24 protein-coding genes and 2 pseudogenes are annotated in these 23611 nt (G+C 35.2%); 4 read left to right on the forward strand and 22 right to left on the reverse strand.

Annotated elements, in window-relative coordinates:
* Nucleotides 1-91: 91 nt before the first annotated feature.
* From MHB48_RS15580 to MHB48_RS15600, 5 genes are all read right to left on the reverse strand, one after another.
* Nucleotides 92-973 (reverse strand): DMT family transporter, encoded by an 882-nt coding sequence (locus tag MHB48_RS15580; protein WP_342598864.1) that lies wholly within the window; start codon nt 971-973, stop codon nt 92-94.
* 371 nt (nt 974-1344) lie between these two features.
* The gene (gene fabZ, locus MHB48_RS15585; protein ID WP_340922925.1) at nt 1345-1770 is read right to left on the reverse strand and encodes a 3-hydroxyacyl-ACP dehydratase FabZ; all 426 of its coding nucleotides are present in this window, start codon (nt 1768-1770) and stop codon (nt 1345-1347) included.
* Nucleotides 1771-1908: 138 nt separating this feature from the next.
* On the reverse strand, nt 1909-3528 hold the full coding sequence (locus MHB48_RS15590; protein ID WP_342598865.1) for a DUF4179 domain-containing protein: 1620 nt from the start codon (nt 3526-3528) through the stop codon (nt 1909-1911).
* On the reverse strand, nt 3506-4072 hold the full coding sequence (locus MHB48_RS15595) for an RNA polymerase sigma factor (RefSeq protein WP_342598866.1): 567 nt from the start codon (nt 4070-4072) through the stop codon (nt 3506-3508). Before MHB48_RS15595 ends, MHB48_RS15590 begins: the two co-directional genes overlap by 23 nt.
* A 227-nt stretch (nt 4073-4299) precedes the next feature.
* Nucleotides 4300-5277 (reverse strand): DMT family transporter, encoded by a 978-nt coding sequence (locus tag MHB48_RS15600; protein WP_342598867.1) that lies wholly within the window; start codon nt 5275-5277, stop codon nt 4300-4302.
* 144 nt (nt 5278-5421) lie between these two features.
* On the opposite strand from MHB48_RS15600, the gene MHB48_RS15605 reads away from it, so the two are divergent.
* A complete protein-coding gene (locus tag MHB48_RS15605; protein WP_342598868.1) occupies nt 5422-6309 on the forward strand; it encodes a LysR family transcriptional regulator in 888 nt (295 codons plus the stop codon).
* Between the two features lie 685 nt (nt 6310-6994).
* Here MHB48_RS15605 and MHB48_RS15610 read toward each other — a convergent pair.
* The 4 genes from MHB48_RS15610 to MHB48_RS15625 form a co-directional block, all read right to left on the reverse strand.
* Nucleotides 6995-7588, reverse strand: coding sequence for a dienelactone hydrolase family protein (locus MHB48_RS15610; RefSeq protein ID WP_342598869.1), 594 nt, complete (start codon nt 7586-7588; stop codon nt 6995-6997).
* A 148-nt stretch (nt 7589-7736) separates the two neighbouring features.
* Nucleotides 7737-8192: a GNAT family N-acetyltransferase gene (locus MHB48_RS15615; RefSeq protein ID WP_342598870.1), complete on the reverse strand. Its 456-nt coding sequence runs from the start codon at nt 8190-8192 to the stop codon at nt 7737-7739.
* A gap of 134 nt (nt 8193-8326) precedes the next feature.
* Nucleotides 8327-8788 (reverse strand): NUDIX domain-containing protein, encoded by a 462-nt coding sequence (locus MHB48_RS15620; RefSeq protein WP_342598871.1) that lies wholly within the window; start codon nt 8786-8788, stop codon nt 8327-8329.
* A gap of 155 nt (nt 8789-8943) precedes the next feature.
* Nucleotides 8944-9291, reverse strand: coding sequence for an NIPSNAP family protein (locus tag MHB48_RS15625; RefSeq protein ID WP_342598872.1), 348 nt, complete (start codon nt 9289-9291; stop codon nt 8944-8946).
* Nucleotides 9292-9524: 233 nt separating this feature from the next.
* Here MHB48_RS15625 and MHB48_RS15630 point away from each other — a divergent pair, with 233 nt between their 5' ends.
* On the forward strand, nt 9525-10352 hold the full coding sequence (locus MHB48_RS15630; RefSeq protein ID WP_342598873.1) for a hypothetical protein: 828 nt from the start codon (nt 9525-9527) through the stop codon (nt 10350-10352).
* 338 nt (nt 10353-10690) lie between these two features.
* A pseudogene (locus MHB48_RS15635) lies at nt 10691-12054 on the forward strand (IS3 family transposase).
* 81 nt (nt 12055-12135) lie between these two features.
* Here MHB48_RS15635 and MHB48_RS15640 read toward each other — a convergent pair.
* The 13 genes and pseudogenes from MHB48_RS15640 to MHB48_RS15700 form a co-directional block, all read right to left on the reverse strand.
* Entirely contained in the window at nt 12136-12321 is a 186-nt protein-coding gene (locus MHB48_RS15640) for a hypothetical protein (RefSeq protein ID WP_342598874.1), read from the reverse strand.
* Between the two features lie 143 nt (nt 12322-12464).
* Nucleotides 12465-13250, reverse strand: coding sequence for a PhzF family phenazine biosynthesis protein (locus MHB48_RS15645; protein ID WP_342598875.1), 786 nt, complete (start codon nt 13248-13250; stop codon nt 12465-12467).
* 349 nt (nt 13251-13599) lie between these two features.
* Nucleotides 13600-14130 carry a histidine phosphatase family protein gene (locus MHB48_RS15650; RefSeq protein WP_342598876.1) on the reverse strand — a complete coding sequence of 177 codons (531 nt, stop codon included), beginning with the start codon at nt 14128-14130 and terminating at the stop codon, nt 13600-13602.
* A gap of 958 nt (nt 14131-15088) precedes the next feature.
* A pseudogene (locus MHB48_RS15655) lies at nt 15089-15300 on the reverse strand (HIT family protein); the annotation flags it as partial.
* A 551-nt stretch (nt 15301-15851) separates the two neighbouring features.
* On the reverse strand, nt 15852-16439 hold the full coding sequence (locus MHB48_RS15660; protein WP_342601402.1) for a cupin domain-containing protein: 588 nt from the start codon (nt 16437-16439) through the stop codon (nt 15852-15854).
* Nucleotides 16440-16505: 66 nt separating this feature from the next.
* Nucleotides 16506-16679, reverse strand: coding sequence for a hypothetical protein (locus tag MHB48_RS15665; protein ID WP_342598877.1), 174 nt, complete (start codon nt 16677-16679; stop codon nt 16506-16508).
* 615 nt (nt 16680-17294) lie between these two features.
* Nucleotides 17295-17576 carry a hypothetical protein gene (locus MHB48_RS15670; RefSeq protein WP_342598878.1) on the reverse strand — a complete coding sequence of 94 codons (282 nt, stop codon included), beginning with the start codon at nt 17574-17576 and terminating at the stop codon, nt 17295-17297.
* Between the two features lie 9 nt (nt 17577-17585).
* Nucleotides 17586-17972, reverse strand: a complete 387-nt coding sequence (locus tag MHB48_RS15675; protein WP_342598879.1) for a hypothetical protein — start codon at nt 17970-17972, stop codon at nt 17586-17588.
* 12 nt (nt 17973-17984) lie between these two features.
* Entirely contained in the window at nt 17985-18350 is a 366-nt protein-coding gene (locus MHB48_RS15680) for a DUF2089 domain-containing protein (RefSeq protein ID WP_342601403.1), read from the reverse strand.
* 366 nt (nt 18351-18716) lie between these two features.
* Nucleotides 18717-19439 (reverse strand): amino acid ABC transporter ATP-binding protein, encoded by a 723-nt coding sequence (locus MHB48_RS15685; protein ID WP_340922986.1) that lies wholly within the window; start codon nt 19437-19439, stop codon nt 18717-18719.
* Nucleotides 19432-20088, reverse strand: a complete 657-nt coding sequence (locus MHB48_RS15690) for an amino acid ABC transporter permease (RefSeq protein ID WP_340922989.1) — start codon at nt 20086-20088, stop codon at nt 19432-19434. The genes MHB48_RS15685 and MHB48_RS15690 overlap by 8 nt, the downstream gene beginning before the upstream one ends.
* Nucleotides 20089-20385: 297 nt before the next feature.
* The gene (locus MHB48_RS15695) at nt 20386-21183 is read right to left on the reverse strand and encodes a transporter substrate-binding domain-containing protein (RefSeq protein ID WP_342598880.1); all 798 of its coding nucleotides are present in this window, start codon (nt 21181-21183) and stop codon (nt 20386-20388) included.
* Nucleotides 21184-21202: 19 nt separating this feature from the next.
* The gene (locus MHB48_RS15700) at nt 21203-22507 is read right to left on the reverse strand and encodes an aspartate aminotransferase family protein (protein WP_342598881.1); all 1305 of its coding nucleotides are present in this window, start codon (nt 22505-22507) and stop codon (nt 21203-21205) included.
* Nucleotides 22508-22898: 391 nt separating this feature from the next.
* Between MHB48_RS15700 and MHB48_RS15705 the strand changes: the two genes are divergently transcribed.
* A complete protein-coding gene (locus MHB48_RS15705) occupies nt 22899-23606 on the forward strand; it encodes a methyltransferase domain-containing protein (RefSeq protein ID WP_342598882.1) in 708 nt (235 codons plus the stop codon).
* Nucleotides 23607-23611: the final 5 nt, after the last annotated feature.

Below are 23611 nucleotides of genomic sequence, written 5' to 3' on the forward strand. Positions count from 1 at the left end.
GTTGCGAATAACGGATGCTACGCTGCGCTTTCCGAGTACGTCGATAAAAAGCGTCTCTACACGAATCGTAGAAACGCTTTACATCGAAGGTTTATACAAGAGATTTCATTTTATCCTTTTTCAAAAATCCAAACTTTGTTTCAGATAGGATAATCGCAAGAAGTATAAGTACTGCACCGAGAATCATTTTAAACGTCATCACTTCACTTAAAATAATTACCGAGAACGCCATTCCCCAAAAAGATTCTGTCGAGAGAATGATTGCTGCTTTTGTTTCTGTTATGTATTTCTGCGCTACGGTTTGCATTAAATAAGCAATCGTTGTGGAAAAAATACCAAGATAAAGAAGGTTCAACACCCCTTCTGTTTCCATAGAAAAGGAAGTTTCTCCTCTAAACAGTACAACAATCCACCCAATAACTGCCGCCACTACCATCTGAACAATGGTAAGGACAACCGGATCCTCTTCTTTAACAAATCGTGATGTGTAGAATATATGAAACGCAAATCCAACTGCACATAATAGTGTCAGTAAATCACCTATATTGATCTCGGAAGATAACTTTAATGAAAGTACAGCTACACCAATAACAGCTAAAACTGCTCCACCCAGCTCATACATATCCATTTTTCTCTTATATAGTAGAAATCCTAAAAAAGGAACAATGACCACATTTACTGCTGTTAAGAACGCATTTTTAGAAGGCGTTGTAAACTGCAAGCCCACTGTTTGAAGAGCGAAAGCTACATATAGAAAAATTCCTAAAACTGCACCTTTAATCACTGTACTCTTCTTGGCCATTCTAAGCTTTTTATGAAATAAAACACTTAAAATAATAGCCCCAATTAAAAATCTTCCAGCCAAAATTTGATAGGGCGTATAATATTCAAGTGATACGGCACTTGCAACAAAACCACTTCCCCATATAATTGCTGTTACTACAAGCAATATTTCACCAATATATTTTTGCATATAAATCCACCAACCTTTACTAATTACCTCGAAATTGCACTTCATACAGTAAGAAAAATCAATATTATTAGTATAACGTATCCATTCCACAAAAAAGAGTCTTCTCACTACAAAATTTTATCTGTAGAAGAAAAACGCTTTTCATCATATTTATCTTCCTCTGTACTAGTATTTCTTTTGACCTCTACGATTCCAAGTCCAGAGTTATGTAGAAATGGTTATGACTACGAACGTATATGTAACAGGAAGGGAAAACAATATACTTACTTGATTTTTAACTCTTTAATTATTTTCAAAATCCACTCTTGCCTATTAACATCAAATGTATCATATGTCATTACAAGACGAACTATTTTGATATTCAATTTGTATTAATCGCCAAATGCAAATATCAGTTCTGTCTCGCAAACTATTTTCCCATCTACAGAAGCTATTCCCTTCCCTTTTCCGATTGGCCCTTTTAAACGGGTAATTTCTATTTCGAGACGAAGTTGATCACCTGGTTTTACTTGCTGTTTAAAGCGACAATTATCTACACCAGCTAAAAGCCCCAATCGACCTTGGTTTCCTTCTTTAGTGAGCATTACAACTGCACTTACTTGAGCTAATGCCTCAACAATTAATACACCTGGCATAACTGGATAATTAGGGAAGTGTCCTTTGAAAAATTCTTCATTTGCTGTCACATTTTTGATACCAACTGCTCTCTTTCCTTCTTCTAGTTCTAAAATCTTATCCACTAAAAGAAATGGATAGCGATGTCTAATAATATCTTTTATTTTCTGAGTATCAAACATTATTTCATCTCCTTTATCTACTTTCCATCATTATAACACTTAGTACTAGTATCTAGTATTAAATAGTTGGAAATAGAACTCTGCAAATAAAAAAGCGTGTTCATCTACAATTTTTCTGTAGATGAACATGCTTTAGAGTTAATATAATGGAACTTGCCATTTATCTTTTACTTCATAATAACGAGTTACTGAAAGTAAGTGTAACGTTAATTCTTCCGGAATATCTTCTAAGTCATATGTTTTGAGGTTTAGATTTAATTTATAGCGAGCGTTTTTATCTTTTTCATTAAGTATGGATCCGCTTTGATTAGTAGGATATGTGTTTCCTTTATCATCTACTAAAATCCAAGTACCAAGTTCTGAAGAAAGTGCTTCTTTGCCGCCTTTCATCTCAATTTGAAAGATTGTTTCTTTTTCTACTGGTATTAGTGACTTACGTAAAGAAAACTCACTCTGTATTGTCGCTTTATTAATCGTTATAAAATTCCCTTCATATTCAAATGAAACAGGATGTTTTTTCAATTCTTTCGGTTTAATTGTAATGGAGAAATCAGATGGTACAGTTTTAAAGACTCCATCTAACACAAAAGTTAGTTTGTTGTTAACTTTTTGTGGAATATAAGATTCATTCCATGCAACTTGTCCAAGTTGTTCCATATCTTCTCCAGCACCTGAAAGCATTCTTAAGCTATCATGTTCCCCTTTTTCTTCCAACAAACTATTATTACGATAATAAATAGACTTCTTTTCCTCATTCTCAATATGATACTGAATTGCAGTCCCATAGCTAGTAGAGGTGTTTACTTTTTCTTCTCCAAACTTCTCTTCAAGCTTTTGAATCTTTTCTTTTACAAGCGCTTGTTCTTCATTCGTAAAAGACGTTTCGTAGGATAAGTCATTGGAAGAAGGGGCAAATTGAACTTCCTTCATATTTACGACTACTCCATTAGCGCTTTTTTTAGCATCATTTAATGGGATTGTCTTTGTTAATTTTTTATTTTCTATTAAATCTACTGGGACTTCTAGTTTCCAATTGCCTTTAACTCCATTTAACTCAACTAAATCGAACTTTATCGTTAACTTATCTGTTGCTTCTTGTTCCCGCAATGAAAATTCTATAAACCCATAGTCACTGCCTTCACTCCAACCTGTTCCAAGTCTATTATTTTCTTTTCCATTCTGATCTAATACAATAATCTTATTTTCAGAGTCAGCAAGATTAAGATGTGTATCAAGTGGTTTTCCGTTTTGATTTAAAACTTGAAAGGATAATGCAACTCGAGAGGAATCGGCAACGACATCTTCCACTTTAAAAGTAATTCCACGATCCGTTACTTCTAGATTAACCCTCTCTCCTAAACCGGATTCAGTAGCCATTCTTAATCCTTCATCCACTTGTTCCGTTCCAAACATGCCACCTATCAACTGAGCAAAACTAGGGTTCAGTGCAGCAGTTAAACCCAAAGCTAGCACAATTCCCGCTGCAGAAAGTAAAATGCGTTTCCAAGGTTTACTTTTTCTCCGGACTATCTTCTGTTCATAAGGTTCAATCTTATCCAAGACAATGGAAGCAAAATCATCTGGTAATGTTGGTGTTTGTAATGTTTCTTTTAGAAATCGTTGTTCCTCTTGGAAAGCCTCAACGACTCGTATACAATCATCACAGCTTTTAACATGAGCGTATATTTGATCATGCTCCCGTACTGTAAGTAAGTTATCAACGTACTGAGAAAGTTTATCTACCTTCGGACAGTTCATAAAAATAGCCTCCTTCTCGTTTTATCGTATCTCTCATTTTTTTCTTTGCTCGGTGCAGTTTATTGCGAACATCTGATAGAGGGACTTCGACCAGTTCACTTATTTCGTTATAGCTTAACTCATTTACATACCGCAAAAGAATAATCATTCTTTCATCTTCAGGTAGGGTTGCTATTAGTCGTTCTAGTTGTCTGCTTTTCTCCTTTTTCAAAAAGATGATTTCAGGATAATTAGTGTTTACAACTTTTTCTTCGTTAATTTCCACTTGCTTCATCTTGTAACTGTTTTTACGAAACTCATCCATACAGTGATTGATCGCCACACGATAAATCCAACCAGCAAACGATCCTTTTTCATCATATTTATCTAGATGATGATACACTTTGATAAATGCTTCTTGTACTAAGTCTTGTGCATTCTGCGGATTTTTCGTCATTCGTAAAATCGTCGCATATAGCTGATTTTTATATTTATTAATAATATGTTCGTATGCTTGCTTGTTACCTGATAGCACCTCATGTATCCACTGTAGTTCTTCTTCCATATTGACCTCCTTGCTAAAACGATCATGCGCATGTCTCGTTTTTATCACTCACCTATCATAACGAGTTTATCAGTAAAATAATTTCATGTACGTTGAAAAATAATTTCCAACAAAAAAAGTGTCTTCTTCTTACAAATATTCATTTGTAGAAGAAAACACTCTTAACTATTGGTTGTAGCCGATGAATTCATCTCCTGTGTTAGACACAAGGAAAAAGCCGCTAGCTTCTACAAAATTTCTTTCATAGAAGAAGACGCTTTTATTTTATTTATCGGAACTGGCTCACTTTTCTGCTGTCTACGCAGAAAAATATTATTCGAAATCAATGAAAATATAATAAACGTAATTCCAATTAATTCATAATAATTTACTTGATTTCCTTGAATAAGTGAAATCACAAGTGTTGTAACAGGAACAAAGTTAATAAATAACAGACCATTTAATGGGGTAAGAATACTAACACCGACATTCCAGCCGATGAGTGCAATTACACCAGGAAAAATAATCATAAATAATAAATGAGGACTTACAATCGTCATTGTTTCCATTGTGGGTACATTCACATAACCAGAAAGTGTAAGAATCAAAACGATAACAGCTGCTGAAATCGTTCCAAGAAGACAACTTAATGTAGAATACCGTAAAGCAGACCAACCTCTAAACTGACTGCCACCCATTGTGTAAATAACCCATCCAATAACCGCTATCAAAATAAGTACGGAAGGAACAAGATTATCGGTAGCAGATAAAAACGCTCCGAAATCCCCTTTCGTTATAACGAGCGCAGCACCAATAAATGCTATTAAAACACATACTAATGTGAATGTATAAGGCTTACGTCTGTACAACATCCATACAATTACAATAGATATCATTGGCATTAAAGATTCCATAATCGATGCAACCATCACACCCGGCTCTCCCAATAAATCTTCTCCCCAGAAAATAAGTAAATTATAAACCGTGAAAGCCATCGTGCCGAAAAACCATAATGATAATCCTTTTCCTTCAAATTGAAATGCCTGTTTTCCTTCTCTCCATAATAGAAGTATTACTAAAATAACTGTCACTGTACCATAACGGAAAATAGTAAAATAAAACGGATCTATATATTGAAAAGCATTATGCGCAACAGGAAACATGGCTCCCCACGACACACTTGCTACAAGACATAAAATAGCACCTAATAATACATTACCTTTCATAACACATCAATCTCCTTCAAATGTTCGCCTTATCTATTAAACGACACACTTAGGCATCATGTAAAATGAATAATAATGATGTTTGTTATCATTATTAGTGATATCATAAATGATAGATACAAGGTTTTAATAGGAGAAGAGAATATGGAGTTTAAAGACTTAGAGATTTTTCAACTAGTTGCGCAAAAAGGAACAATCACAGAAGCTGCAAAAGCGTTAAGTTATGTACAATCGAATATTACTTCAAGAATTCATAAGCTGGAAACAGAGCTAAATACACCGCTGTTTAATCGACATAATCGCGGTATCAGTTTAACACCTGAAGGAAAAAAATTATTAGTCTATTGCGAGAAAATATTATCATTAACGGATGAAATGAAAAAAGTCGTACAAAGCGGGGATAATCCATCCGGTAAGTTAGAGATAGGATCTGTAGAAACAGTTATTAAATTACCAAATATATTATCTGTTTATACGAAGAAGTATAAAAATGTGGACCTCTCACTACTAACAGGTGTTACCAACCAATTGCAACAAGATGTATTGAATCATCGTTTAGATGGAGCCTTTGTAACGGAAACAGATGTACATCCTGACCTCATATCTCATGATGTTTTTCAAGAAGAGCTTGTTCTCATATCAGATATGAAAGCAACTTCCATAGAACAATTAATACATGAGCCATTCCTTTGTTTCAGCAATGGCTGTGGGTACCGTGCAAGACTTGAATCTTGGTACAAAGATCAAAATATAATTCCTCAAAAAGTGATGGAATTCGGGACATTAGAAACAATTCTAAGCAGTGTTGCTGTAGGACTAGGCATCACATTCGTACCAAAATCTGCTGTTGCCCATTTAGAAAAAAGAGGGTTAATTCAGTGCCATACACTACCTGAAAAATATAGTAAGATCAAAACAATTTTTATTAGACGTTCCAATACCTATCTAACATCTACAATCGAAAAATTTATCGAAATAATTGAACAGACAAAGAATGAAGCGGCAGAGCCATTATCTCTTAGTACCAATTAAAAAAGCGCATAGTGCCCTTTAAGTACAAAACCTGTTTTGTACCGTTTTCGGAGGTCTTTGGACAGACTTATTACTATATCATTATCGATTGATTTTTAAGAGAAGCTGGTCGTGACTGACGTCACGACCAGCCTCTCTTTTCTCGGTGATCTTATGGCATTTGTCTGTCCGTCGCCCTCCTTCAACAGTACGAATAAGGTTAAGATCTTTTTGGATAATGAGTGAAAAGTTGCTTTCCAACTCATAAAGCTTCAGAGAATGCAATTTTGGGTGCTCTAGTGCTCCTCTATACAATAGATGCTAACTATTTTTTGATCATATACTCTTTACCAGTTGAAGAAAATTAGCAGAAATGCTCTTCTTAAAGATTCTTGCTAGCTAAAAGGTCCATCCCTCTACCTTACCTTGTATGCAATCCACTGCATTTTCCTTTAGTTCAAAGTACCAGACCTTAGCCTAAAGAAATGATTAAGTCAATGTCAATTGCTATATTATAGGATTAATTTTCTTATTCAACTAACCTGCTTCTTTAGTTGAATAAGAAAAAAAGAGCCGTCAGCATCTCAATGATCTTTAAGTAAAGCCCCTGTCAGTTAAAGTATATTTATTCACAAACTCTTCACTGCAAATAAATATTGTCTTAAGTGCTATATCAGCAACATCTGAGCAACTTTCATTTAATGAATTAATGTTTCGATAAAAAATCAACCAATATGTCAAAAGATTCTTGTGCAGATTTTACATTATATTTTGAATTGTTGGGGTCACTAAATCCATGTTCTCCGTGAATTTTATGTATCTCGATATTCTTTTTTTCTAAGTATGATATTAATTCGTTGACATTAAATGATTTCTCACTTTCAGGAAAGAAAAGCATTGTTGAACATAAAGGTTCAATCTCTAGATAGTTTCTAATTCGCGAACCATAGTAACCAACAATTCCATCAATATCGTTTTCTTCACTGCACAACCATGCAATGGTTGCCCCAACACTAAATCCAACAATAAAGACTTTTTCATATGAATCTTTATTATCTTGCAATACACGTTTAATTTTATTTGTCGCATTAATAAACCCGATATTCTCCATAAAATTTCGATAAGCAACTTCTTCAAATGAATATTCAAAAGGTCCTTCTATTTCTAATAAGTTGGGGCAAATAACATCAAAGCCTCTTTCTGATAATGAATGGCAAACTTTCTTCATATGCTGGTTAACTCCATAAATTTCATGTACTACTATAATTAATTTGTTTGAGTTACTTTGTATGTTTATCAAATTATACCCCCTATTAAATCAGAAACTTTCTTCTAATAATACAAAATAAATGGATAATACTTATTCAGCTAAACTGCGCCTTTAGTTCAAAAAGAAAAGAGCGTTACCCCTCTTAAGTAACACCCCAACTAATTCAATATAAGCAACATTAAATTTCTTTTTCCATCAAAACATTTGTAGTCTGATAACCTAATTTTTCATATAATCCTCTTGCGACCATGTTATGACCAAAAACATGAAGACCTATTTTAATCATTCCAAGTTTTTGCCCAACATTCTCTATTTGCTTCATTGCTTCCTTGGCATACCCAAATCCTTGGTATTTTTCTAATATATTAATATCATAAATAAATCCTTCTTTTTCAGATTTTTGTGCAAGCCATATAACTCCAATTGCCTTGTCATCATTTAGAATAGTGTATAAGAAATTACTCTCAGTCTTCTCACCATTTGGCAAAAGCTTTGTATATTCCTCTTCCGCTTTACTAATTGATTCTTCCTGATTCCAATTCCCAGATAAAACTTTTTCTTCCGCATATGATTTAATCGCTGAAGTAATATATTTTTGATACTCATCGGAATTCATTAAAACTAATTTAATCATTGTTTTTTCTCCCCCTTATACTTGTAACTTCTATAAAATAGCATTCAATTCCTTCTTTTCACCAACATGCTGCGTTAGCTCTATAAGAAATAGGGCATTGTTTCTGCCCTTTTTGGTAATCAAATTCTGTTAAATTATTTTATTACTGGCAAAGGCACCTGGTTCACCCAATCCTGAATGAATCGCTCTTGATGCGAGTTCAAATGAGGTAGGTTATTACGGGAAAAGAATCGGTGTTCGTAACTTTCTTCAGTGCGATGAAGTAATTCTCCTGAAAAACAACTTGAATGGAAAATAACCTGAACGCTGAAAACTTTATCTCCATTCTGATATTCTGCAAAACCTTCTTCACCTGAATAAAGACCAAACAACTGTAATTGTTCAACTTTTAATCCTGTTTCCTCGAATGTTTCTCTCACAGCTGTTTCAAGGAACGTTTCTCCAGGCTCCATAACCCCCCCTGGAATACCCCAAACATCGCGATCCGTTCGATGTTGTAGTAAAATCTTATTTTCTTGTTCAAGAATAATTCCACAACCTACAGTCATGAGCATTTCATTTCCAATTAATTTGCGAATTGTTTGAATGTAATTCATTATTTCCTCCTTGATCTTTTGTATAAAAAGCATTTTAATGGGGAGTCCTTCTTGAACTAACCTTCTTCTTTAGTTGAATAAAAAAATGAGCTGTCTAAACAGCTCAATGATTTTCAAGTACAGCACCACGTTAGTTCAACAAGTAGTTAACATTATTAGTTATCTTTATTTAGAGTGGACACTAACGCTTCGTTTTTCACTTCCAATATATATTCAGTAAAAACATGTTCCCTACCGCCATTTTTCTCGTACCACTCTTTAATTCGTTTAACGTGAGTACCGTCAGCTTTTATATTATTCTCTATTTCTATATAATCGTCATAACTGTCATATTCCCAAATAGCGAAAATTTCCGTAGTATTATCTTTATTATCATTCATCCAACGTCCTACCAAACGTGCTCCGTGCTTTAGTTGATTAGGTAAATTAGTTTTATTGAAATGTTCATTAAATTTCTCTACAAAATCATTTTTTACAGTGTAAAATTTTCTCCGATAAAACATACAAGTACCTCCAATAACTTTTTATTTAAAGATTTTCCTGTACCGCTTACTTATTTCGATAATACCTCGTCATATTCCTCTTATTGAACTAACCGAAAATAACTCGACCTTTCTAATTGTTGGTTTTTTCGAGGCGTTAACAAAAAAAAGCACTCTATAAATAGATGTTTATCCCATATCCCTCCATTTCGATGCATATGATAGTTCAGTTCAAAAAAAAAGGAGGTAATATTTTGGGATTAAGACGAAGACTTCTTTATGTAACAAATTTTGGTGATAACACGGTAGAAATTTATAATATCACTAATCCAACATCCCCTGTCCGTATTGGAGAGTTTGGTGCAGCAGATTTAAGTGATCCTATCGATGCAGCAATTACAGGTACTACTTTGTATGTAACAAATTTTGCTGATAACAACACGGTGGAAATTTATGATATTTCCAATCCAACCGCTCCTGTCCGTGTTGGCGAGTTTGGTGCTGCAGATCTAATGCTTCCTTCCGGATTGGCTATCACAGGTACCACTTTGTATGTAACAAGTCAAGATAATAATACGGTTGAAATTTATAATATTTCCGATCCAAACGCTCCTGTCCGTGTTGGCGAGTTTGGTGAAGGAGATATATTTGTTCCTGGCGGATTGGTGATTACAGGTACAACGTTATATGTTTCAAATTCAGGCGATGACACAGTGGAAATATATAATATTTCCAATCCAACCGTTCCTGTCCGTGAAGGCCAATTCAATTCCGGAAATTTAGATGGTCCTTTTGCATTGGCTATAAGAGGTACTACTTTGTATGTATCAAATACAGGGAATGACACGGTAGAAATTTATGATATTACCAATTTAACCGCTCCAGTACGTGTAGGCGAGTTTAATGCGAATGATGTTTTTGGATTGGAAATTACAGATTCTACGTTGTATGTAGCAACCTCTCTTGCTAACACGGTACAAATTTATGATATTTCCAATCCAACCGATCCTGTACCTGTAGGGCAACTCAATGCCGGAAATTTAAATCGTCCTTCCGGAATGGCTATTTTTATGACAGTTTGATAAATGTTCTATTCAACAAAAGCACCTATATTGAAAAGAGACGACTAGGATATATGCACAGTCAAGTGGCAATTTAAAACACGAACTGTATCGAAAGTATTTTTAATTAGGATTTATGAGGACAATAAAAAGCAACGCCAAAAGGGGTTGCTCTTCTTGTATTCTTGCCTCCTTTCGTATTATTCCTATGCTTCTTTCACTAACCTGCTGTGTTAGTTTAAGTGTAACATTTCACACAGAATCGCCGAAATCTACTTGATATTTTGGACAAAAATAGACCATCGAAATGAACTGCCCCGTAAATGTTAGACACCAACTAACATTTACGGGGTGTTTTTATGTCTAAATATACAGTAGAAGTTAAATTACAAGCGGTGGTACGCTATTTAACTGGAAACGAAAGCTATCAAACTATTGCAGAAAGCATTGGCGCAGCTAAATCTCAAGTCATTACTTGGGTGAAATTATTTGAAGCACAGGGTGAAAAAGGGTTTAAGAAAGGCTATACAAGTTACTCATCTGGGTTTAAACTAGACGTACTTAATTTTATGAACGAAACAGGTACGTCTTTTCTAGAAACGGCAAGCACATTTAATATTTCTTCTCCGAGTATCATTTATCGGTGGGATCAGTTGCTTAAGACAAAAGGATTGGACGCGCTAGAACCAAAGAAAAAGGAGCGTCCATCCATGAAAAAAGAAACGAAAAAAGTTGAAGCACAAAAATCAATCCCAGCCGAAGACTCAATAGAAGCCCTACAAGCAAAAATCAAGCATTTAGAAATGGAGAATGCTTATTTAAAAAAGTTGAAAGCTTTAGTTCAGGCGCAGAAAAAATAACAAACAAAATCAAAGCGCAAGTAATTTTTGAACTAAAGGAACAATATGAGGTCGTGGATTTAGTTCAAATCGCTGACATTCCACGCAGCACTTATTACTACTAGGAAAAGCGACTGAATCAAGTCGATAAATATGAGCCTGTTAAAGAAGTAATCAATATCATTTATCACGAACATAAGGGGCGTTATGGTTACCGTCGCATCACGAAAGAACTGCAGAAATACGGTTTTACGTATAACCCGAAGACCATTAACCGCTTGATGAATGAAATCGGTTTAAAATGTGAGGTCCGTATGAAGAAGTATCGCTCTTATAAAGGAAACGTCGGAAAAATCGCTCCTAATGTATTACAACGTGATTTCAAGGCGGAGAAAATGAATCAGAAATGGGTAACAGACGTGACCGAATTCCATCTCTTTGGAGAAAAACGTTATCTGTCACCTGTTCTTGATTTGTGTAATGGTGAAATTATCGCATATAAAGTCATGAATCGACCGGTCTATCAACTTGTAGGTGATATGTTAGACGAAGCTATTCTGCGCCTACAGCCAGGAGATGAAGTCATTCTTCATTCCGATCAAGGCTGGCAATATCAGATGAAAAAATATCAAAAAACACTACAAGAGCACCAGATAACGCAAAGTATGTCCCGTAAGGGAAACTGCTTAGATAATGCAGTCATCGAAAATTTCTTTGGCTTATTAAAATCAGAACTGCTTTATTTACAAGAGTTTGAGAGCATGGCGCATTTTGAAAAGGAATTAGAAGAATATCTTGAATATTACAATCACAAGCGAATGAAGGCAAAATTAAAAGACCTGAGTCCGGTAGAATACCGAACTCAGATCTTAGAAGTTGCCTAAAATATTTGTCTAACTTTATTGGGTCAGTTCAAAATGGTCTTGTTCAATTAAAGCACTCGTAACTTAAATAAGTTATAGTTATTAATTCTGAGTTTTCATAGCCCTCATTACAATACGGTACACTAAATAACACATACCACCCAGCCCTAAAATACCTACTATAATAAGTAAAGGAATTTGTTCAGCATACAACATACCTACGACAAATAAGATAAAACACAGTATTATTCCCACAATACTAAATATGGTGTTTGGTTTAATATCCAATAATTTCCCCCCTTATCCATAGACTTATTAATGTACGCTCTTCTCTTTTTTTAACGATTGAGCAGAGTCTTATTAAGTGTTGTCATTTTTCTTTCCTTGAAAAAACTTACTTTCACTGGTAGTAGAAGAAGGGATTATTAATATTAAATAGTCAAATCACCTTCAAAGATTGTCACTACTTTCCCTGATAGTAAAACTTTATCATCTAAAACTTTAACTTTTAAAATACCACCTCTATCGGAAGCTTGGTAAGCAATAAACTCACTTTTTTGTAATTTCCTCTTCCAATATGGACCTAAACAACAATGTGCTGAACCAGTCACATGATCCTCATTAAGGCCTTGAGCTGGGGAAAAGAAACGTGAAACAAAGTCATATTCATTTGAACTCGAATGACTTGTAACAATAACTCCACGGGCTGGTAATTGGGCAATCAGGTCTATCCTTGGTTTTAAATCCCTTACAATAGCTTCTGTTTTTACTTCCACTAAATAATCTAATTGGTTTTTTCCAACGTATGTAGGCTCAACACCTAAAGCCTCAATCAATAAATCAGGAGTAATTGACTTCTCTTCAAGAATCGAAGGAAACTCTAATTGAACCCATTCATCTACGAATCGTGATTTGAGAATACCACTTTTTGTATAAAAGATAATGGTTTTTTCTTTTTCCACGTACCCGTTTTTCCATAAAAAAAAGGAACTTGCCAGTGTTCCGTGTCCACAAATAGGTATTTCTGTAGAAGGAGTAAACCAGCGTAAATGGTATTCATTTTTGTTGCGATTAATAAAAGCAGTAACCGGTAAATTCACCTCTTTTGCAACATCCTGCATCCAACTACTAGCTTTTTCATCACTTAACAAACATACAGCGGCAGGATTTCCTTTAAAAGCTTTCTCTGTAAACGTATTAAAGCTAGATAATTTCATTTTGATTCCCCCGTTTGGTGTAACCTTTTCTTCCTAATAATTCTCTAACAAGTTTGACATAACCCTATCATAACTAGATCCCTTGTTAAAAACTAACCTGCTGCTTTAGTTGAACAAGAAAAAAGAGCTACATTGCAACTCAATGTTCTTCCGCTATAGCACTCGTTAGTGAATAATTTTTTCCCATACTCTTTGTACATTCTGAAGATTTGCATCTGAAAAAATCAACTTGTATATATCAGGTTTAGTAGTGCTTTTCAAAAAAAAAGATTCACCTATTTATTTCATTCAACTAACCAAAGTTAAAAGTAAAATACAAAAAAGCGTCAATTTTTTAAAATCAACGCTGTTAATTTATTTCATTAAAATCCAACTTGCCAATTACTTCATATCCTTTTCTCCAGCCTTTTGGTTGAATTACAATTCCAGTCATATACGGTAAATTCCCTAACTCTATTTCTTTAGGAAAACTATGGCCTATGATTATCCTGTTTTGTCCTGTAGAGGGTGGAAGTTCGAATAATCTTCTATTCTCATGAATGATGATTTTTCTCTTAGCATCAGTAATTGTTGGCACTTCACTTAAAGTAACAATTTCTGCCAATGATTGTACAATACGTATAATCTTATTAGGAAAAGCTAATTTTGCAGTGTCAATTGCTCTACAAAAGGGACTTGAAATTACAACTGGTTCGATTGGTATTCCTGTCTGCCTAATGACTTTTCCAATAATCATTGCTTGTTGTTTACCAGTCTCACTTAAATTCCTTTGGGTCCTACAATCTTCAAATTTTACAGTTTGGTCATCATTTCCGACTGTTGCTTCAGCATGTCTGAAATAGATAATATAACCACCATTCAGTAGCTTGTCAAATGTCATGTTATCCTCCAATACTGCCATATTTATGTTAAATGATTAACTAGTATATTTAAATTATCCTAAAAATGTTACTAATTCTAGATGGGAATAAAACTCTTCTTCAACTAGTCGAGTAGAAGGGAACCTCTCTAACTTACGGTAGATTGTGTTCCTCCCCCTCACAGAACCGTGCTTGCGCTATTCACGCACACGGCTCCTCCTAGTCATCATTCACAAAATGTAGCTAATCTCTTTTCTTAAGTCGTATATATTCACCTTAACTCTTGGTGAAGGTAACGGATGTTTATGAAGAAAGAGATTGAATTTATCCCAAGTAAAGGATTTCCTTTTGCTAATCTTCCTTTTAGAAGAGTATGGTGTACAAGCGATAATAAGCAAGGAAACCAAATGCCTTTGTAGGGAGTCGGATAGCAGCGTAGTACCAATGAAGTTGGGTAATGCCGATGGAGGAAAGGCTAGCTACCAGTTATCATCCTTACTAGGGACACATTTACTACACGCAGAGGTAGGTATAAATGGGAAACAAAACTACTAAGGATAGCAGAACCATGTGTAACGTGCCAAGGTCTCTGACTCCAGAGAGGTTTTATCCTTCTTGCCTTTAACGAAGGATAAAATGTAGCTTTCTGCTGCAGGTAAAGCATCAGCCCTATCGATTTACTAACATTATGGAGCTCAATCCCTTCAACCATTTGGCTTTCGGCCCGCCACCTAACTGTCTACGCTTATAGACTAACGTTACCGTTAGCCCTCCAAGACTCGCTACGAGCGAATGGCTAATTCTTACTCGACGGGAATCCCACCCGCTATATGATACGACCTAGGCTCGGCCGCACACCTGCTGCGTTAGCACAATAAGAAAAAAGAGCCGTCTAAGTAGCTCATTGATCTTTGACTAACGCACCCGTTACTTTAATAAAAATTACATAATCTTCAGCCTTTCTCTTTGATTTTCAGGTTATTTTAACCAATAACGAACTCCTTTACCAGCTAAAGGTTCATCATTATACCTTGGAATAACGTGGAATGAAAAATAGATTGATTTGAAACTTTTCCTACGTTCCAACCAAGTGTGTAACCATCTGGTGCATATTTATCATCGAGATATTTCTTAGCATTTTGCAAAAGTTTATATGTATCGTTCCATTCATCTTTTGTTAATTCAAAAGCATTAGCGTGATGTAATCTATAAATACCTTATTCAACTAAACTGGCTATTTAATTGAACAAGAAAAAGAGCCATCTATGCAGCTCGTTGATCTTTTGTAAGTGAAAAGTGCCTCTGTTTAATACAGCCCCCCATACCATTTTTCAATAATTCCACCACCTTTGGTTGTTACTTCTCCATGAATGTTCGAAGTTCCTTCTTACACTAAACTGCTGGGTTAGAATTCAAAAAAAAAAGCGTTAATCCGTCCTGGATCACCGCCTCTATAATTTAAGAAGAAATTTCATAATTTCTTCTACACATTAAAATAATCCAATCCCTTAATGGATGGTCCCAGAATCATGAAGAAGTTTGGATGCTTCTGTATGTTCCCATTCTTCCACTGTCTTATATGCTCTTTTTGGAAAATACTCTTTACCTAGAAGAACTCCCATTAGAATAACTTCTTGAAGAATGTAGAATTTATTCCTTTTTTAATATCGTATAATCCTTATTTTACCAAAAACGCGTGCTGTATCCATTCATCTGGAGACTTGCAGTAAATAACGGTATTTCAGTTGTGATGACTATCACCCTCTTCAGCAGCCTCTGCATCTGATTTGGTAGGATGAACAGTACCAAACGGATGGTTGGGAGGAGCATATATCGAATAAAGTTTTAGTGGAATATTACCTGTATTTGTTAGATTATGCCATGTTCCAGCAGGTATCACTATTGCAGAATCATCGTAGACATTTCTTATAAAGTTTAAATTATCTTTACTTTTGCCCATTTGAACAATCCCCTGGCCTTGTTCAATACGTAAGAATTGATCAACGTCAGGATGCATTTCCAAGCCGATATCTTCTCCAACATGGAGACTCATTAAAGTAACTTGTAAATGTGTCCCTGTCCATAAAGCGGTACGATAAGTATTGTTTTGCTTAGTTGCTTCATTGATATTAACGACAAATGGTTCCGGTCCATAATCTGTTAACAATATTCTACCATCACCATTGGATGAGCAGTAAGAACTAAATCTGTTTGCATGTTCTAACTCATTAGGATATGTCCAGTAAACCGATTGTCTTCCATAGTTATTCATTGGCACATTAGTATAATAAGGGTATTGACATTGATACATATAAGGAACATAATACATTTTTCTCAATCCCTTCACCGTTTATTAAATTATCCTATGCAACGTGTTAAAGGAATGTACTTAGACTCAGGTATTCCTTAAATCACAACGTTCCTTAACCTCCAGCTGGTGCCGCTGCAGGCTGTCTTTTGCCCAATTCCTGATTAACCAATAAAAATTGGCGGCAGGATTTTTTTGAGCCAATGTGAGACGAGAAATAATCGTTTGCGCCTGAGCTTCTTCATCAATCTGCTCTCTCATGAAATCCTGAGTGATAACCGTTGAATGTGGGTCCACTTGATTCACGTAATTGAATGCTAGACAATAAGAATTTGTGACATAGCGGTCATGATTGAAGTTCTTATTTCAACTTTTCCGTTCTTTTTAAATTACATCAAGTATCGTATGCTTTATTTTCTTAAAACGCCACATCATCCAAACCTTCATGAAAATTTTCTCGCTTATACTTTTTTAAGTACATCTCTTATTCAACTAACCTGCCCCGTTAGCCATCCATGAAGCTTTTCTTCACCACAGAATATGCAAGAATATTACGTTCTTCCATGGTAGTTTAAGTACATTTCTTCACAATCTTTATAATGGCATTTACATAAATATCCAACAAAAAAAATCATCTCACCTCTAAGAAATCTATAGAGGAGAGATGATTTTAATCAAACTTTATTATAAATAATCAATCTTTTTTACAAAGCTACATTAAAATAAAACTTTCACTTTCTTCGTTCCAATCCAGTGTTAGGACGATATTATATAATCTTCGCGATATGAATCAATTCCTCCTTTGCTTCATACAAAAATACATAATAAAAAGACCATCAGTCAATTGGTCTTTTCATTATTATCTTTAATTGACATCTATAACCTTATAAAAACTTCTGTACCATCTTTTGCTTTGACATCAACGATTTCGAGCCCTCTATGTCTTTTCAGTTCTTTCACAATTTCTTTGAGTTCCTTTTTATCTAGTTGCGGAATCGTAAATGGCATTTCTTTTTCCTTCTTATTCTCCACCGTCCACTTGTTTATCATTTTATTCAATAATTGTGAAGAAAGTATAGTAATGCCTATGTTTAGTATCATATAAGGAACGGGAATCGAGAGTCGTATAGCTTTTGATTTTACTTTTACGTTTAGCATATGAGCACTCTATTCTATCGTAACGGAAATTGTATCACCATTTGCAGACTTGATATCAACAATTTGTCCGTCTAATTCATTTTCGATTGCATCCAGAATTAAGCTGATATCGATGTCTTTTACGTACTTTTCTGATTGGGGAATACTTGAAGCAATATTGTGTCCGGCCAACAATACAACTTTTACAAGCTTAATTGGCAAATTGACAGTGACGTTATCATTTTCAGCTGATACGACTCGTACTTTTAATGTTTTGTCTGCATATACAGGTGATTTTGGTGAAGATGCGCTTCCAGATTCTCGTGCTTTTAATACTTGAATAAGCTCGGAAGCCTTCGCTGCATCCACTTTCCCTTCCTGTACCATTGTTAATACTTTTTCAATTTCTGCATTCATCTCTAATTCCCCCTATTCATCTTTTAAAAGTCTAATCGCTTCTTCCGAAGTTATTTCTCCGTTTTCTAACATTGCAATTACCTTTTTCTCATCCACTTCGTTTTTCTTCTTTGTTTCGAAGCCTAGGGAGCTAACAACCTCATTCAGTTTGCCTCGAACTGTTGGATAGGAAATTCCAAGTTCTTTTTCAACTTCCTTAATATTTCCACGACATGTTAGAAATACTTCGACAAATCGAAGTTGTTCATTTGATAGGGAAGCCAATTTGGATAATTCGAATTCATTTTCAATTGTTGTGTGACAGTGAGTGCAATGTAACTTCGTGATTTTTAATGTTTCACTACAGACAGGACAATGACTAATTACTTGATGGGCCATAATATCTTTTAAGTCCCTCCTCTTATTTGTATTCATCATATATCATCAAAATAACAAAATCAACATTAAAATTAAATAATTAAATTTATTTAAGCTAAATACTAAATAATATTAATTTAAATATAGACAATCTAATTTTCAATTACAAAAAAAGGTGTAGAATGAGTCAAAATTGACTTATTCTACACCATTCTTTTCGGTATATACTTTACAAGATAAATTTTGCTCATATATTAAGGACTTTGTTAAAGCAATTGATCGTTTACAGAGCCTTATTTTTAATTTATGAATTATTTTTATCAAACCTGGAATATCTTCCATAAAAAACGAGCAAACCCCATATAAACAGGGCTTGCTCGTCTATGATTATAAAACCTTCTCTAAAAACTCTTTCGCACGAACGGATTTTGGCTCTGTGAAAAACTGTGCTGGTGGCGTATCTTCCACAAGCTGACCACCATCTAGGAATAGAATACGATCCGCTACTTCACGAGCGAAGTTCATTTCATGCGTTACAATGACCATCGTCATACCTGATTCAGCAAGTGACTTCATTACCTCAAGTACTTCCTTTACCATCTCTGGATCAAGTGCTGACGTTGGTTCATCAAATAGCATAACAGATGGATTCATCGCTAATGCACGCGCAATCGCTACACGTTGCTTTTGTCCACCTGATAGGCGGTTTGGATATGCATCCCGTTTCTCATAAAGACCAACCTGACGTAGAAGCTCATCTGCTTTTGCAATTGCTTCTGTTTTCGAAATCCCCTGCACATTTCTTGGTGCATACGTAATGTTCTCAAGCACAGTTTTATGCGGGAACAAGTAGAAATGCTGGAACACCATTCCGACATTTTCACGTACCTTCATAATATTTGTGCTCTTATCTGTTACAACATCGTTTCCTATCGTAATAACGCCTTTCGTTGGTTCCTCTAATAAGTTTATACAACGTAAAAACGTTGACTTTCCCGAACCCGATGGACCAATAATAGCGATTACTTCTTTTTCTTTTATTTCAGTTGAAATCCCTTTTAACACTTCATTTTGTCCGAATGATTTATGCAAGTCTTCTACTTTAATCACTTCTTCTCATCCTCTTTTCTAGCATTTTACCAAGGAAGGTTAAAATGAGCGTCATAATATAATAAATCACACCAGCAACTATTAAGGCCTCTAAATAATGGTAATTAGAACCACCAACAACGGTTGCACGGCGCATAATATCTAGCGCCCCGATTACCGTTACAATCGCAGATTCCTTATTTAATGTAATAAATTCATTCATTAATGCAGGCATAATGTTCTTCATGGCCTGTGGTAAAATAATATCCTTCATCATTTTTGCGTATGGAATACCTAATGCAAGTGATGCCTCCTGCTGGCCTTTATCAACCGCATTAATACCACCTCGAATAACCTCAGAAATATAAGCACCTGAGTTTAAACCAAATGCAATAATAGCAGCTGGCATTGGATCAATTTGAATATCAAATAATTGAGGAATCGCATAGAAAATAAGCATTAATTGTAATACAAGCGGTGTTCCTCTAAAAATAGATGTATAAAAATCTGCTAGTAAACGTAATACAGTTATTTTCCCAATTTTACAAAGTGCTAGTAAAATACCGAGCACAAGACCCATGATAGTAGCTCCAATAACTATTTGAAGCGTGACACCTATTCCTTTTAAAATATAAGGAATAGAGGGAACGACTGCTGTGAAATCTAACACATCGTTGCCCTCCTTTCTTTTCAAGCTATTATGTTCAAATTCGCCACGTCGTTTATACGTCTGCTGAATCAATTACGACTCGGAATAATTACGTCCAGATTTTGAATCGTGCTTCCACGATTAAATTCTTTCAAAATCTGTGATATCCGTCCCGAGGCTTTCACTTCTTTTAGCGGGTGTTTGGACACCCAATGAAAAAGCCTAAATCTTGTATTCATTTCTCCACCTTTAGAGGTGAGAGACTTCTGCTCCTGCGCAAGCTCGTCGCAAAAAAACATTTGCTGTATGAAGTTAATGTTATTCTGCTTCTACAACAAACCATTTCTGTCTTAATTCTTCAATCTTGCCGTTATCGATTAATTCTTGAATTGCTTCGTCAAATTGTGCTTTTAATTCGCTTCCCTCTGGGAATACAGCTGCTTTATAGTCAGCATCATCTATTGCAACTGGGAAGAAAGCTAAATCGTCATTACGTTTAACATAGTTTTCAGCTACGATATCTTCAATGATTGCAGCATCAAATCGTTTCGTCATTAAGTCTTGGAAAACTTCTGGAATTAAGTTACGGCTTTCAATTGTCATATCTACAGTTTTTGCCACTTCATTAGCAAGATCTTCTTGGATGGAAGATACTTGTACACCAACTGTTTTACCTGCTAAATCTTCAACTGTTTGAATACCACTATCTTTTTTAGTTACAACCATTTGAACTGTTTCGTTATAAGCAATAGAAAAGTCTACTACTTTATCCCGCTCCGGTGTTGGGCTCATTCCAGCTAGTACGAAGTCTACTTTTCCGGCTTGTATAGACGGGATTAAGCTGTTAAAGTCGATATTTTCAATTTTAATTTCATATCCTAATTTTTCACCGATTAATTTTGCAAGGTCTACGTCAAACCCGATAATGTCTTCACTAACTGCAGTGTCAACATATTCGAATGGTGGGTAGTCTGCAGATGTACCCATAACTAATACTTTTTTATCTTCTGTGTTTGTACCTTCACTACCTGTTTTTTCTTCTTTGTCCTTTGTACCACATGCTGCTAAAACAACAATTACTAGCACTAACATCAACATAAATAATTTATTTTTCATGATCTTACTCCTTTGTAATTTATATTTCTTTCATATAACGAATGATTGCCTTTTCAAGCATCCCCAAACCATCGTCGATTTGTTCCTTAGTTATAGTTAACGGTGGAATCATGCGAATGACTTCGCCTTCATTGCCACATAGATAAAAGAGCACGCCTTCTTCTAATGCATAGTCAAGAATTTTCATTACGGCTTGTCCATCAAACTCACCTGTTTGAGGATTTGAAATTTCAATTCCAATCATTAAACCAACCGAGCGGATGTCGCTAATAATAGGATAGTTCGCTTGAAGCTCTTTTAAACGCTCGGCTGCATAAGCTCCAATAACTTTTGAGTTCTCCACAAGTTTTTCCTCTTGAAGTATTTCTAAAGTTGTTAACGCAACTGAACACGCAATAGGATTTCCCCCGAATGTCGTACCATGCATTCCTAATGGCCATTTTTTCATTAATTCCTTAGAAGCAACTGTCGCACTTAGTGGTAAGCCTGATGCTATACCTTTTGCAATCGCCATAATGTCTGGCGTTACGTCGAAGTATTGTGCAGCAAACCATTCGCCTGTACGTCCAAAGCCCGTTTGCACTTCGTCAAAAATTAACAAAATACCATGCTCATCACAAATTTCTCGAATTTTCTTTACCCATGCCTTTGGAGGAATAATGTACCCTCCTTCACCTAGGACTGGCTCTAAAATAATACATGCCACTTCCTCAGGAGTAACTTGGTGTTTGAAAAGTCGTTTGAAATCCTTCTCTAGCTGTTCTACACAGTAAACTTCAGGATCCACTCCCTCAGGACTGCCTTTTTCGTCAGCATAAGGAATTTGGTAAGACAAATGCGAGGGCTGTAAAAACTTACGATATTTACTTTTCGATGTCGTCACACCTAATGCACCCAGTGAACGACCGTGAAAACAACCGGTAAATGACACAACATATGGGCGTTGTGTCACGAATTTCGCGAGTTTCAATGCACCTTCCACTGCCTCCGTTCCACTATTTGCGAAGAAGAAGCAATCTAAATTCCCTGGTAAAACCTCGCCAAGATTTTTTGCTAGCTTTAAAATCGATTCGTACATAATGACACCTGATGGGCCATGAACAAGTTGATCTGCTGCATCCTTAATGCTTTGCACGATCTTTGGGTGACGGTGTCCTGTATTGGCTACCGCAATCCCAGATGTAAAATCCAAATACGTCTTACCGTCTACTCCATAGTAGTAGCAGCCTTCTTCCTTCACAATCGGAATATTTGGATGATCTTTTGCCATACTTGGAGCTAAATAATCTCCCATATTTTCATATAATTCCAACCAGTTACTCATGCTGTTCACACTCACTTTTCTACAAGTTATTACAATGACTACACACACTATTTATGGAAGTTAGTAAATGCTTAAATCATCTACTATCTACGAAAAATTTAATAACATTGATTTAATATAAGCCTATATGTATAAATATTCAATAGGAAATTTCATGAATTTTAAAGTTTAAATTGTATGAAGTTTCAGAAATAAATTACACTCTTGTGTCGAAATAAGTTCTAAACATATTTTGGACTTACAACAAGGAAGTATACTCAAATTTTTTCCAAACCTTACATACTTCTAAACTTTGATTCTCCTAATAAGTACGTAAAATCGACTGCCCTGTCCAGCTACTTTATGAATGGAAAGCATACTATAGCAGTATGAAAAATAGGAGGGAAATCCAATGTCTAATGCTTATTTAGATTTATTAGCTAATTTTGGAATTGGAGGTGCACATCCTGGAGGATTCAATCTTACCCAATCTATATGGAAAGATATAAACATACACCCAACTGAATCAGTGCTAGAAATAGGTTGTGGAACGGGACAGACAGCAGCATTCTTAGCTGAAAGATTTAATTGTCTAGTGACTGCAATAGATAATCATCCAATAATGGTAGAAAAAGCGAGGGAAAGATTTAAAAGCAATGAAAGCACTGTTAAAGCGATCGAAGGAGACGTACAAAGTTTGCATTTTGTAGATCATTCCTTCGATTATATTATAGCCGAGTCCGTTATCGTTTTTACTGATATTTCAAAGACATTACATGAACTTTCCAGAGTTTTAAAAAGGGATGGGAAATTGTTTATGATCGAAATGACCGCTGAACAACATTTGACAGAAGACTTAAAAGGAAAAATATCTAGCCTATATGGCATCCATGAAATTTTAACTGAAGAAGAGTGGATAGAACGGTTACAACAGGCGGGATTCGCTCAGATTGACTTAATAAATACTCCATCTGAACTTGTTCAAAGTGAAATAGATGACATGAATCAATCAGAAAAAATTGATAGGAATCTCTTCGATTTATGGGAGGAACATAATCGTTTTATACTTCATAATCGTCATGTTATTGGATTTCGTGCATTTAGATGCCATGTAAAATAATTCGC

The organism is Psychrobacillus sp. FSL H8-0483 (assembly GCF_038637725.1).
Taxonomy (GTDB): Bacteria; Bacillota; Bacilli; order Bacillales_A; family Planococcaceae; genus Psychrobacillus.